Source organism: Paraburkholderia sediminicola (assembly GCF_046026895.1).
GTDB classification, from domain to species: Bacteria; Pseudomonadota; Gammaproteobacteria; order Burkholderiales; family Burkholderiaceae; genus Paraburkholderia; species Paraburkholderia sediminicola_C.
Genome location: NZ_JAQQEU010000006.1, coordinates 136,814 through 149,085, shown reverse-complemented (window position 1 = coordinate 149,085; position 12,272 = coordinate 136,814). Strand labels below are relative to the sequence as shown.

Genomic DNA, 12,272 nt, shown 5'->3' with positions numbered 1-12,272 from the left:
TCCTGCAACCCGCTCACGCCGAGCGCATGGGCGACCGGAACGAGGATCGAACGATGAGCCTGGAACTTTACTACTGGGACGGCCTTCAGGGCCGCGGCGAATTCGTGCGGCTCGCGCTGGAGGAAGCCGGCGCCGACTACGTGGAAGTGGCGCGCGGCACGCCGTCGGAGGGCCTCGGCACCGGCACGATGATGAGCGTGATGAAAAGCCGCGACGAACCCCATCCGCCGTTCGCGCCGCCGTTTCTGAAAGACGGCGATCTGGTGATCTCGCAGACCGCCAACATCCTGTTCTATCTGGGGCCGCGGCTGAATCTCGCGCCGTCGGCCGAAAGCCTGCGCTACGTTGCCAACGGTCTGCAGCTGACCGTCGCCGACGTCGTCACGGAAGCGCATGACACGCATCATCCGCTCGCCAGCGGCCTTTACTACGAAGATCAGAAAGACGCCGCGAAGGTGCGCGCGCACGACTTCATCGACAACCGGATTCCGAGGTTCATGTCGTATTTCGAACGCGTGCTCAAGCAGAATCCGGCCGGCGACAGCTTCATGGTCGGCGACGCGCTCACCTACGTCGACCTGTCGATGTTCCAGCTGATCGACGGCCTGCTGTACGCGTTCCCGCGCGCGCTCAAGCGCTTCGGCGAACACTATCCGCGACTCGCCGCGCTGCACGACGCGGTGATCGAGCGGCCGAACATCGCCGCGTATCTGCAGTCCGAGCGGCGCATCGAACATAACGAGGCCTGCATCTTCCGGCACTACCCGGAACTCGACAAGGCGGCGACTTGAACCGCGCCGTCGTCCATCGCTCACCCGCAGCAGCGCGCCCGCCGTCCATAGCGGGCGCGCTGCTGTCGTGGCGCCCGTCCTTTAACCCCCCCTCATGCCCCGTACCGCCGACGTGCTTTCATTCCTGCTGAAGCTGCGCACCCGCGCCCAACATCTGTTCCGCCTCTCCGAAGCCCACACGATGCTGGTCTGGTCGGTGGTGGTCGGCATCGCCGGCGCGTTTGCGACCATCGCCTTTCGCGAGGCGATCGCGCTGCTGCAACTGGCGGTGACCGGCCGCTCCGGCAGCTTCGTCGAGATGGCGCGCAGCTTGCCGTGGACCGTGCGCATCTGGCTGCCCGCGGCCGGCGGCCTGATCGCCGGCTTCTTCCTGCTGATCGCGCAGCGCCACGCCGACAAAGCCAATCACGTCGACTACATGGAAGCGGTCGCGATCGGCGACGGCGTGGTGCCGGTGCGGCTGAGTCTGTGGCGCAGCGTGTCGTCGCTGTTCACGATTGCGAGCGGCGGCTCGATCGGCCGCGAAGGACCGATGGTGCAACTGGCCGCGCTGGGGGCGTCGCTAATCGGCCGCTGGGTGCATTTCGATCCGTCGCGGCTGCGTCTGCTGGTCGCCTGCGGCGCGGCGGCCGGGATCACGTCCGCGTACAGCGCGCCGATCGCAGGCGCGTTCTTCGTCACCGAGATCGTGCTCGGCTCGATCGCGATGGAGAGCTTCGGGCCGGTGGTGGTGTCGGCGGTGGTCGCCAACATCACGATGCGCGAATTCGCCGGCTACAAGCCGCCGTATGAGATGCCGGTGTTTCCGGCGGTGACCGGCGTCGAGGTGCTGCTGTTCGTCGCGCTCGGCGCGCTGTGCGGCGCGGCGGCGCCGCAGTTTCTGCGGCTGCTCGACGCGTCGAAGGCGGCCTTTCGCAAGCTGCCGGTGCCGCTGCCCGTGCGGCTCGCACTCGGCGGCTTCGTGGTCGGCATCATCTCCATCTGGACCCCCGAGGTGTGGGGCAACGGCTATAGCGTCGTCAACTCGATCCTGCATTCGCCGTGGACGTGGACCGCGCTCGTCCTCGTGCTGGTGTTCAAGCTCGCGGCGACCGCGGCCACCGCCGGTTCCGGCGCGGTCGGCGGGGTTTTCACGCCGACCCTGTTCGTCGGCGCGGCGGTCGGCTCGCTGTTCGGCCAGGGCATGCATGCGCTGTGGCCGCATGCGACCTCGGCGCCCTACGCGTATGCGATGGTCGGCATGGGCGCGTTTCTCGCCGGCGCAACCCAGGCGCCGCTGATGGCGATCCTGATGATCTTCGAGATGACGCTCAGCTACCAGGTCGTGCTGCCGCTGATGCTGTCGTGCGTGGTCGCGTATTTCATCTCGCGCGCGATCGCCAAGACCTCGATGTACGAAATCACGCTGCGGCGCAATCGCGAGGAACAGGAGCGCACGCGCCTGCGCGCCACGCAGATGCGCGAGCTGATCCGTCCCGCCGAAACCGTCGTGCTGCCCAACGCGAGCGTGCAGGAGATGACGCGCGTGTTTCTCGAATATCCGGTGAAGTATCTGTACGTCGCCAACCAGTCCGGCGCGTTTCTCGGCGTGGTCGCGCTCAAGGACATCACATCCGATCTGCTCGACAAGCGCGACACGGCGGCGAAAACGGCGGCGGATTATTTGCAGGCGCACTTCGACGTGCTCACGCCGGATATGTCGCTCGGCGTCGCGTTGCAGCACTTCCTCGCGTTCCAGGGGGAGCGTCTGCCGGTAGTGGAAAGCGCCGCGCATCCGAAGCTGGCGGGCGTGGTCTACAAGACCTCGCTGCTCGATGCGTATTTCCGCATGAATCCGACTCACTAGGCGGCCGCGCCCGCAAACCCGGCGGCGCCGTGCAAAGCGCCGCAAATTTTCTACAATGGGTAGACCGCTGCAGCGCAAGCACAAGGCGCCGGCAGCGCGTGTTACGCCAGGACGGGCGCACCGAGACGCCCGCCGTTCGATCGGAGCGAACATGAGCGAACCGTCCCTCGATGCCGTGCGCCGCGACCAGGCAGGCTGGATTTTCCTGCACATCGAAGGCGAGCCCTACGATCGCGGCGAACAGCACGGGCAGCTGCTCGCCAGCGAAATCCAGAACGCGATCCGCACCGCCCGCTACCTCGCGAAGTGGGACACGGGCGAGGAGTTCGACACCTTCGTCGACGCCGCGGTCGCCCAGTTCGCCAACCGGCTCGACACCGAATTCGCCGACGAAATCCAGGGCATCGCCGACGGCGCGAAGCTGCCGTTCGCCGAAGTGCTGGCATGGAACGGCTACATGGATCTGCTGCAGAGCTGGTGGCCGAGCCACGCGGCAAAGCAGCAGCCGCAGCTGGGCGTGAAGCCGTGGCGCGGCCGGCGCGGGCATCATTGCAGCGCGTTCATCGCGACCGGCAACGCCACGCGCGACGGCCGCATCGTGATGGCGCACAACTCGTGGGACCGCTACGCCGCGGGCGACGCGTTCAACGTGGTGTTCGACATCGTGCCGGATCGCGGCAACCGCATCCTGATGCAGGGCCTGCCGGGCTGCATCTCCAGCCTCACCGACTTCTGGGTGACCGCCGCGGGGCTGATGGTTACCGAAACCACGATCTCCAACTTCGCCGGCTATAACCCGGCGGGCGCGCCGGAGTTCTACCGTTCGCGGCGCGCGTCGCAGTATGCGGACAGCATCGGCGAATGGTGCGAGATGTTCGCGCTCGCCAATAACGGCGGCTATGCGAACAGCTGGCTGCTCGGCGATGCGAAGACCGGCGAGATCGCCCGCTATGAGCTGGGGCTGCACTATTCGGGCTTCGAGACCACCAGGGACGGCTTTTACAGCGGCTATAACACCGCGACCGATTTGAAGATCCGCAACCAGGAATGCATCGGCGAAGGCGAGGACTATACGGACGTGCGCAAGAACGGCGCGCGGCGCCTGCGCTTCATGCAGCTCGAGGAAATGCATCACGGCAAGATCGACGTGGAACTCGCCAAGCAGATGATCGCCGATCATCACGACGTCTATCTCGATCGCAACGACAACCCGTGCTCGCGGACCATCTGCGGCCATCTGGAACTGGACGACGCGCGCTTCGGCGGCACCGATCACGGGCCGTTCAATCCGTGGGGGGCCAACGACGGCAAGGTGGTCGACAGCGAAATGGCGCGGGAGATGGCGTTCACCGCGCGCTGGGGTCATCCGTGCGGCCGGCCGTTCGACGCCCAGGCGTTCATGAAGCGTCATCCGCAGTGGAACTGGCTCAACGGCTATATGCGCGACCGGCCTTCGTGGCCGTGGACGCGTTTCGACGTGCTGCATTAGCGCGGCTGCTTGCTGTTAGTGGGCCGTTTGCCGCCCGTGTGCCGGTCTGCTGCTCACGGGCCGGTTGCTGCCAGCGCGGCTCTGTTGCTGCCCGCCCGCTGCCTGCCATCTCCTCGCCTGCCGCTCAGCATTGCACTGCGCCGCATCCGCCGACATGGCCGCAACGGCCGCCCGCACAGGCGCTACGCCGCCTTGGCGCAATCGTCGCAAGATCTAAAATCTACAATACCGTTTTGTCGCAAATGTGCGCGCTTTGCAGGATTTGCCATCTAAGATGGTAATTGCAAGCGGCCCGCACATCGCAATAGCGCGTGAAGCTTGCGCCTTCCTTTCGACGCGGGGACGGCACAGCGTTTGCTCAATTGTCAGCGCCGCATGAGCTTAGGAGGTCGGGCGATGAAAACCTCGACACTGTTGACCATGGTGACGCTGTCCGCCTCGTGCTTCGCCGCGCCGGTTCACACCGCGCCGGACGGCACGAATGCCAGTATCCTCGCCGAACGCGCTAACTCCGCACCCGTCGCGCCGCCGGCGCCAGATGTCGCCGCCACGGACGATAACCGTCCGCAGCAATGGCAGCACATTGCGCTGCCGAAGTCGCGCCATCTCGAGCGCAGCTTCATGGGGCAGAACGAACATTTGCAGACCTGACGGCGACCGGTATCGTCGCGCGACTGGGTGTCAGCGGTTCTTGCCCGGAATTGAGTAGCGTCGATCAGCGTGGGCAGGCGCGGGTGCTTCGGGTGCCAAAGCCGCGGCGGGTCCGCGGCGGGTCGAGCGGTTTTTGAGTTGCGCTGGCGTTGCCCGGCAATGTCATGGTCGCTCTGAGCCGTTGCGTGCGCATGCCCTCGCAGCGCCAACAACTGATTTCAATCGCGCACCAACTGGAGCAATTGCATGACTGCCTCGGCTATTCCCGGCGAATCGATCGATCTGCAGATCGCCGACCTCCTCAGCGAAGTCCAGTTCCCGACCAACAAAGACGCGCTGGTCGACGCCGCGCGCGAAGCCGGCGCGAGCAATGAAGTGCTGTCGATGCTCGACGGCATGCCGGAACAGGATTACGTCGATATCGAGTCGGTCACGCGGCTGATCAGCGGCAATTACGGGCCGGGCTTGGGAGCATAGGCACGCGGGACTGATTTCGTCGCCGCAGCCGCAGTCATGGGCATCGGTAGAGTCTGGGGACGAACGCTCGTGTCTGCCGGCGGCTGTTGCATCCGATAGCTGTTTACAACCACACGGCCCCCGCGCTGCCAGGCCGGGCAGACAGTTGCTGTGCGGGGGCTCTTGGCGCACAGACCGGGCCTCGCGCGCGGCCATTCTGCCTGCACAATCCGCACTCCGTCGTGCGTTGTTTTTTGACGGCACGCCGGCTGCCACCCGCCGCAATCGCCCTCAAACCGGCGACGACTCCACCACCCGCGTTCTGCCCGCATGGGCCTTCTCGGGCAAGCGGCGCGTCAATTCCGGCACGGCCACGGCGTCCATATGCACTAACGAAGCGACCGCGGGGTGCCCCGGCGCCCCGATCCGCGCAGCGCGCACCAGCGCGCCAGCCGGTTGGAAGTGCTCGACGAGGTGATCGATAAAAGTGCGCACCTTCGCGGGCAGATGAAGACGGCTCGGATACGCAATCGTGATTTCGATCGGCGGCAAACGGTAGTCGCCGAGCAGGGGCACGAGCCGCCCGGACGCCAGGTCCCTGCCGATCAGATAGCTCGGCAGAATCCCCACGCCCATGCCCAGCAGCGCGAACTGCCGCAGCATCTCCGTATTGTTCGCGGCGATCGCGTTGACCGGCCGCACCCGCACTTCGCCGCCGCCCGGTCCGGTGAACACCCGTTCCTCGCCGCCCTGTTCGGGCGGCCGGCTCAGACAAGGATGCTGCAACAGATCTTCGGGGTGCACCGGCGTGCCGTGCTGCGCCAGATAGGCGGGTGTCGCGCACACCGTCATGCAGGCGGTGGTCAGGCGTCGCGTGACGATGCTCGCACTGCGCATGTGCCGCGCGACCAGGATGCCGACGTCGAAGCCTTCCTCGACCAGATCGGCGTGACGATCCGCCAGCGTGACATCCGGCACGACGTCCGGATAGCGCGCCGCGTACGATTGCACCACCGGCGCGAGACTATGCAGCCCGAACACCACCGGTGCGACGATGCGCAACGTGCCGACCGGTTCGTGATTGCGCGCCACCACCATCTGCTCGACCCCTTCGAGGTCGTCGAGAATGTGCCGCACGCGCTCCAGATAGGTCCTGCCGGATTCGGTCAGCGACAGACGGCGCGTCGTCCGGTTGAGCAGCCGTGTGCCCAGACGCGCTTCCAGATCGGCCACATGCCGCGTGACCACCGCCGTGGAAAGATCCAGCGCGCCCGCCGCGCCGACGAAACTGCCGAGGTCCGCCACCTTGACGAACACGCGCATCGACTGCAGTTGATTCATGGACGACTCCTGCCTCGGTAAAGCCGGGCCGGCGCAACCCTCGCCGCCTTTCAAGACCCGCGCGGCAAGGCGCGCACGGGTTTGCCCAACGATCCGATTGTATCGACCCGATCATGTCCCAACCCTGACCTGAACATGACATTCCAGTCAGATTAGCGACGCGCACTCAGCACACTTTTGCGATGCGCGCGCTGAATTCGGAGTAGGTATAAACCCTTATAAGCTGATAACATAGCGGCCGAAAGGAAATTACCGCCATGACACCTCGTTTTCAGCTTCTGGAAAAAATCGCGTTTTCGCTGGTCTGCTGGTCCGCCGCGGCCTGCTCGGCTTTCATTGCGTACGAGCGCTGCCCGGACATCCAGGTCGTCCTGCATGCCGGCAAGGAAGTCTTGCGCTACAGCGGCGAGTATTCGCTGGCCTGCGCGGCGCCGTCCGCCGACATCTGCGCGCCGTTGCCGAACGACTGATTCACCGGCTCTGCCGCACCTGCATGTCGAATCGCCCCGCCGCTCGCGTCGTATCCGAACCGCGCCGGCCGGGTAGCGGTTCGGCCTGAGTCAACCGCCTCACCGCCGTCATCGCGCGCAAGCCGCGCGGATCACTCGTCGCGCCCGAACACCACGCGCGAGAAAAATCCCGCCAGCACCGCTTCAGCCATCTCCGTCGGCACGTTCTGCGGGTCCACCGTGTAGAAGAACTGCACGCCGTCGCACAAGCCCATCAAACCGATGGCGAGCCGCTCGGGCTCCATCAGCATCGGCGTGCCGACGCGCGCCGAGAACTCGCGGATATAAGCGCTCAACTGTTCGAGCTTCTCGTGCATGAACGCGTTAAAGCGCAGCCGGAAGCGGCCGTCGCGCACCGCGAGCAGCTTCGCCTCGACCCACAACAGAAAACATTTGTTCTCGCGATGCAGGCTGCTGTAGTAACGCAGCACGCGCGCTTCCATCTCTTCGCGCGAGGCGGCGTTCTCGAAGATTGCCTGCAACCCCGCCTGCATCGTTTCGTGATCGCGCCGCAACAGCTCGAGAAACAGTTCGCTCTTGCTGCGGAAGTTCGAATAGAACGCGCCGCGCGTATAGCCTGCCGCCCCGGCGATGTCCTCGACACTCGCCGCGACGAATCCCTTCTTCATAAAAATGGCTTGCGCAGCGTCGAGCAGACGCTCGCGCGTCTGGTCTTTGCTTTGTTCGCGGGTCAGTCGTTGCCGTTTCATGGGCGCAAGTCTAGCACCGAAAAGGAATTCAAATTCATAGCTATATTCAAATACAGGTGTGTATTAGAATGCAGGTCATCATTCGAAGTCAGACGCGTATGCCGATTGCATGAACCGGTCTGCGGGTCTTCGCTGGCGGGCCGCTGCGGCTTGTCGTGTTCGTTCGCTGTCTCCAGTTGGGGTATTTGTGAAGCGTCCCGGTCCTCCCGCATCGTCGACGATGCGCCAGCAGTCCCATCGGCAAATGCGCCGCGCAGCTTGCGCCGTGGCGCTGGCGGGCGTCGTCGCGCTGGCCGCCTGCTCGAAGAAAGAAGCGGCCGCGCCCGCGCCGCGCCCGGTCGTCGCCGTCGCCTTGCATGCGGACGGCCATGCGATGCAAGCCGCTTCGCTGCCCGGCGAAGTGCAGTCGCGTTATGCGACGCCGCTGTCGTTTCGCATCGGCGGCAAGATCATCGAGCGGCGGGTGCGCCTCGGCGACGTCGTGAAGAGCGGTCAGATCGTCGCCCAGCTCGATCCGGCGGATGCGCAAAAGAATGCGGCCAGCGCGCAGGCGCAACTCGAGGCGGCGCAGCACGGCCTCGTGTTCGCGAAGCAGCAGCTCGAGCGCGACCAGGCGCAGGCGAAAGAAAACCTGATCGCGCCGGCGCAGCTCGAACAGACCACCAATGCCTACGCGTCCGCGCTCGCCCAGCGCGATCAGGCCGCGCAACAGGCGGCGCTCGCGAAGAACCAGTTGCAGTACACCACGCTCGTCGCCGCTCACGCGGGCGTCATCACGGCGGAACAGGCCGACACCGGGCAGAACGTGTCCGCGGGCCAGGCCGTGTACAACCTCGCGTGGAGCGGCGACATCGACGTGTTATGCGACGTGCCGGAAAGCGCGCTCGCCGGGTTCGCGGTCGGACAAAGCGCGAGCGTCACGCTCGCCGCGCTGCCGGGACGCAAGTTCACCGCGCGCGTGCGCGAACTGTCGCCCGCCGCCGACGCGCAAAGCCGCACCTGGCGCGCCCGGCTCACGCTCAACGACCCCGGCCCTGACGTGCGTCTGGGCATGACCACCGATGTCACGCCGGTCACGCCGCTCGCGCCGTCGCAGGCAAACGGCTCGTTCACGCTGCCCGTCACCGCGCTGTTCCACGCAGGGAGGCAACCCGCCGTGTGGGTCGTGCGTGCCGCCGACAACGCATTGGAACTGCGCCCAGTCACGGTCACGCGCTACAACGAGCGCACCATCGTGATCAGCGACGGACTCAAGGACGGCGAACGCGTGGTATTGCAAGGCGTGCATACCGTGAGTGCCGGCGAGAAAGTCAACGTGATTGCGCCGCTGCATCCCGAGGACTTCGTTTCATGAGCACGGCGCACGAAGAAGGACGCTTCAACCTGTCCGCCTGGGCGCTGCGTCATCAGGCGCTGGTCGTGTTCCTGATCGCGCTGTCGACCGCGTTCGGCATCCTCGCCTATACGCGGCTCGCGCAATCCGAAGACCCGCCGTTCACGTTCCGCGTGATGGTGATCCGCACCTTCTGGCCCGGCGCGAGCGCGCGGCAGGTGCAGGAGCAGGTGACCGACCGCATCGGCCGCAAGCTGCAGGAGACGCCGGCCATCGATTTCATCCGCAGCTACTCGCGCCCCGGCGAGTCGCTGATGTTCTTCACGATGAAGGACTCCGCGCCGGTCAGCGACGTGCCCGAGACCTGGTATCAGGTGCGCAAGAAAGTCGGCGATATCGCGGCGACCTTGCCGCCGGGCATTCAGGGCCCCTTCTTCAACGACGAATTCGGCGACGTCTACACCAACATCTACACGCTCGAAGGCGACGGCTTTTCCGCCGCGCAACTGCACGATTACGCGGACCAGTTGCGCACGGTGCTGCTGCGCGTGCCGGGCGTCGGCAAGGTCGATTACTTCGGCGACCCCGATCAGCACATCTACATCGAGATCGCCAACACGCAGCTCACGCGTCTGGGCATCTCGCCGCAGCAACTCGGCCAGGCGATCAATGCGCAGAACAGCGTGTCGCCCGCGGGCACGCTGACCACCGCCGACGACCGCGTGTTCGTGCGCCCCACCGGCCAGTTCAAGGATGTCGCCGCGCTCGCCGACACGCTGATCCGCATCAATAACCGCACCTTCCGTCTCGGCGATATCGCGACGATCAAACGCGGCTATGACGACCCGGTCGTCACGCAGATGCGTTTCGGCGGCAAGGCGGTCCTCGGCATCGGCGTGACGATGCAGACGGGCGGCGACGTGATCCGCCTCGGCAAGGCGCTCGACGAGCAGACGGCGCGGCTGCGCCAGGCGTTGCCCGCCGGCTTGCAACTGGTCGAGGTGTCGAGCATGCCGAAAGCGGTCGCGCGCTCGGTCGACGACTTCCTCGAAGCCGTCGCCGAAGCCGTCGCGATCGTGCTGGTGGTGAGCCTCGTGTCGCTCGGCGTGCGCACCGGCATGGTGGTCGTGATCTCGATCCCGGTGGTGCTCGCCGTCACCGCGCTGTGCATGTACGTGTTCGACATCGGTCTGCACAAGGTGTCGCTCGGCACCCTCGTGCTGGCACTGGGGCTGCTGGTCGACGACGCGATCATCGCGGTCGAGATGATGTCGGTGAAGCTGGAGCAAGGCTGGAATCGCACGCGCGCGGCGGCCTTCGCGTACACCAGTACCGCGTTTCCGATGCTGACCGGCACCCTCGTGACCGTCGCCGGTTTCCTGCCGATCGCGCTCGCCAAATCCAGCACCGGCGAATACACGCGCTCGATTTTTGAAGTGTCGGCGATCGCGCTGATCGCGTCGTGGCTCGCGGCCGTGGTGCTGATTCCACTGCTCGGCTATCACCTGCTGCCCGAGCGCAAGCGTCAGGCGCACGAGGCCGAGGACCACGAGCACGACATCTACGACACGCGCTTCTACCAGCGTCTGCGTGGCTGGATCGGCTGGTGCGTCGAGCGGCGCTTCGTCGTGCTGGCGATCACCGTCGTGCTGTTCGTGCTGGCGTTGGCGGGCTTCACGCTGGTGCCGCAGCAGTTCTTCCCGAGCTCGGATCGTCCGGAGTTGCTGGTGGATGTGCGCCTGCCCGAGGGCGCGTCGTTCGAAGCCACGCTGCGTCAGGCGCAGCGGCTCGAAAAGGCGCTGGTGGGCCGCGCGGAAATCGACCATACGGTGAGTTTCGTCGGCACCGGCGCGCCGCGCTTCTATCTGCCGCTCGACCAGCAATTGCCGCAACCCATCTTCGCGCAGTTCGTGATCACCGCGAAGTCGGTGAAGGATCGCGAGAAGCTCGCGCAATGGCTCGAACCGGAATTGCGCAATCACTTTCCGGCGATCCGCACGCGCCTGTCGCGCCTCGAAAACGGGCCGCCGGTCGGCTATCCGGTGCAGTTCCGCGTGAGCGGCGACGACATCGCGACCGTGCGCTCGATCGCCGAGCGCGTCGCCGCGACGATGCGCGCCGACCGCCGCACCAGCAATGTCCAGTTCGACTGGGACGAACCCGCCGAACGCTCGGTGCGTTTCGAAGTCGATCAGAAACGCGCGCGCGAACTCGGCGTCAGCTCGGAAGACATCTCGAGCTTCCTCGCGATGACGCTCTCCGGCTACACCGTCACGCAGTATCGCGAACGCGACAAGCTGATCAGCGTCGACCTGCGCGCGCCGCGTGCGGAGCGCGTCGACCCGTCGCAACTCGTCGCGCTGGCGATACCCACGCCGAACGGCGCCGTGCCGCTCGGCACGCTCGGCCATCTGCGCAACGATCTCGAATACGGCGTGATCTGGGAGCGCGACCGTCAGCCGACCATCACCGTGCAGTCCGACGTCACGGGCGGTGCGCAAGGCATCGACGTCACGCATGCGGTGGACCGCGCGCTCGCCCAGATTCGCGCGACGCTGCCGGTCGGCTACCGGATCGAAGTGGGCGGCTCGGTCGAGGAAAGCGGCAAGGGCCAGACGTCGATCAACGCGCAGATCCCGATCATGGTGATCGCCGTGCTGACCTTGCTGATGATCCAGCTACAAAGCTTCCCGCGCGTGCTGATGGTGGTGCTGACCGCGCCGCTCGGGCTGATCGGCGTGGTCATCACGCTGCTGCTGTTCGGCAAGCCGTTCGGCTTCGTCGCGATGCTCGGCGTGATCGCGATGTTCGGCATCATCATGCGCAACTCGGTGATTCTGGTCGATCAGATCGAGCAGGACATCGCGTCGGGACACAAGCGTTTCGACGCGATCGTCGGCGCGACCGTGCGGCGTTTCCGGCCGATCACGCTGACCGCCGCGGCCGCCGTGCTCGCGCTGATTCCGTTGCTGCGCTCGAATTTCTTCGGCCCGATGGCGACCGCGCTGATGGGCGGCATCACGAGCGCGACGATCCTCACGCTGTTCTATCTGCCCGCGTTGTACGCCGCGTCGTTCAAGGTGCGTGGCGACGAACGCGAAGCGCAGACACCGTCCGCGTCCGGTGCGACGCATACGGGGAATTGA

10 protein-coding genes are annotated in these 12,272 nt (G+C 65.8%); 8 read left to right on the top strand and 2 right to left on the bottom strand.

The genetic code is table 11. The features are described 5' to 3' along the window. The first annotated feature begins 53 nt into the window (after window positions 1-53). The 5 genes from PQR02_RS06755 (at window position 54) to PQR02_RS06735 (ending at window position 5,254) form a co-directional block, all read left to right on the top strand. Entirely contained in the window at window positions 54-791 is a 738-nt protein-coding gene (locus tag PQR02_RS06755) for a glutathione S-transferase (protein WP_408227305.1), read from the top strand. Window positions 792-903: 112 nt separating this feature from the next. Further along, entirely contained in the window at window positions 904-2,637 is a 1,734-nt protein-coding gene (locus PQR02_RS06750; protein WP_408227473.1) for a ClcB-like voltage-gated chloride channel protein, read from the top strand. A 151-nt stretch (window positions 2,638-2,788) separates the two neighbouring features. Then, on the top strand, window positions 2,789-4,126 hold the full coding sequence (locus PQR02_RS06745) for a C45 family autoproteolytic acyltransferase/hydrolase (protein ID WP_408227302.1): 1,338 nt from the start codon (window positions 2,789-2,791) through the stop codon (window positions 4,124-4,126). A gap of 396 nt (window positions 4,127-4,522) precedes the next feature. Then, a complete protein-coding gene (locus PQR02_RS06740; protein ID WP_408227299.1) occupies window positions 4,523-4,777 on the top strand; it encodes a hypothetical protein in 255 nt (84 codons plus the stop codon). Between the two features lie 246 nt (window positions 4,778-5,023). Then, the gene (locus PQR02_RS06735; protein WP_149670218.1) at window positions 5,024-5,254 is read left to right on the top strand and encodes a DUF2795 domain-containing protein; all 231 of its coding nucleotides are present in this window, start codon (window positions 5,024-5,026) and stop codon (window positions 5,252-5,254) included. Window positions 5,255-5,524: 270 nt separating this feature from the next. Here the strand turns inward: PQR02_RS06735 and PQR02_RS06730 are convergent, their stop codons facing one another. After that, window positions 5,525-6,574, bottom strand: coding sequence for a LysR family transcriptional regulator (locus PQR02_RS06730; RefSeq protein ID WP_408227295.1), 1,050 nt, complete (start codon window positions 6,572-6,574; stop codon window positions 5,525-5,527). A gap of 257 nt (window positions 6,575-6,831) precedes the next feature. On the opposite strand from PQR02_RS06730, the gene PQR02_RS06725 reads away from it, so the two are divergent. Continuing rightward, the gene (locus tag PQR02_RS06725) at window positions 6,832-7,044 is read left to right on the top strand and encodes a hypothetical protein (protein ID WP_408227292.1); all 213 of its coding nucleotides are present in this window, start codon (window positions 6,832-6,834) and stop codon (window positions 7,042-7,044) included. Window positions 7,045-7,175: 131 nt separating this feature from the next. Here PQR02_RS06725 and PQR02_RS06720 read toward each other — a convergent pair whose 3' ends face one another. Then, a complete protein-coding gene (locus PQR02_RS06720; RefSeq protein WP_408227289.1) occupies window positions 7,176-7,793 on the bottom strand; it encodes a TetR/AcrR family transcriptional regulator in 618 nt (205 codons plus the stop codon). Between the two features lie 220 nt (window positions 7,794-8,013). On the opposite strand from PQR02_RS06720, the gene PQR02_RS06715 reads away from it, so the two are divergent. Together PQR02_RS06715 and PQR02_RS06710 are read left to right on the top strand one after the other, a co-directional pair. Beyond that, window positions 8,014-9,147, top strand: coding sequence for an efflux RND transporter periplasmic adaptor subunit (locus PQR02_RS06715; RefSeq protein WP_408227286.1), 1,134 nt, complete (start codon window positions 8,014-8,016; stop codon window positions 9,145-9,147). Further along, window positions 9,144-12,272 (top strand): efflux RND transporter permease subunit, encoded by a 3,129-nt coding sequence (locus tag PQR02_RS06710; RefSeq protein ID WP_408227283.1) that lies wholly within the window; start codon window positions 9,144-9,146, stop codon window positions 12,270-12,272. Before PQR02_RS06715 ends, PQR02_RS06710 begins: the two co-directional genes overlap by 4 nt.

Excerpts from the sequence above, each read along its gene's own strand:
- PQR02_RS06755 (WP_408227305.1), top strand. The coding sequence starts at position 54 with ATGAGCCTGGAACTTTACTACTGGGACGGCCTTCAGGGCCGCGGCGAA.
- PQR02_RS06745 (WP_408227302.1), top strand. The coding sequence starts at position 2,789 with ATGAGCGAACCGTCCCTCGATGCCGTGCGCCGCGACCAGGCAGGCTGG.
- PQR02_RS06740 (WP_408227299.1), top strand. The coding sequence starts at position 4,523 with ATGAAAACCTCGACACTGTTGACCATGGTGACGCTGTCCGCCTCGTGC.
- PQR02_RS06735 (WP_149670218.1), top strand. The coding sequence starts at position 5,024 with ATGACTGCCTCGGCTATTCCCGGCGAATCGATCGATCTGCAGATCGCC.
- PQR02_RS06730 (WP_408227295.1), bottom strand. The coding sequence starts at position 6,574 with ATGAATCAACTGCAGTCGATGCGCGTGTTCGTCAAGGTGGCGGACCTC.
- PQR02_RS06725 (WP_408227292.1), top strand. The coding sequence starts at position 6,832 with ATGACACCTCGTTTTCAGCTTCTGGAAAAAATCGCGTTTTCGCTGGTC.
- PQR02_RS06720 (WP_408227289.1), bottom strand. The coding sequence starts at position 7,793 with ATGAAACGGCAACGACTGACCCGCGAACAAAGCAAAGACCAGACGCGC.
- PQR02_RS06715 (WP_408227286.1), top strand. The coding sequence starts at position 8,014 with ATGCGCCAGCAGTCCCATCGGCAAATGCGCCGCGCAGCTTGCGCCGTG.
- PQR02_RS06710 (WP_408227283.1), top strand. The coding sequence starts at position 9,144 with ATGAGCACGGCGCACGAAGAAGGACGCTTCAACCTGTCCGCCTGGGCG.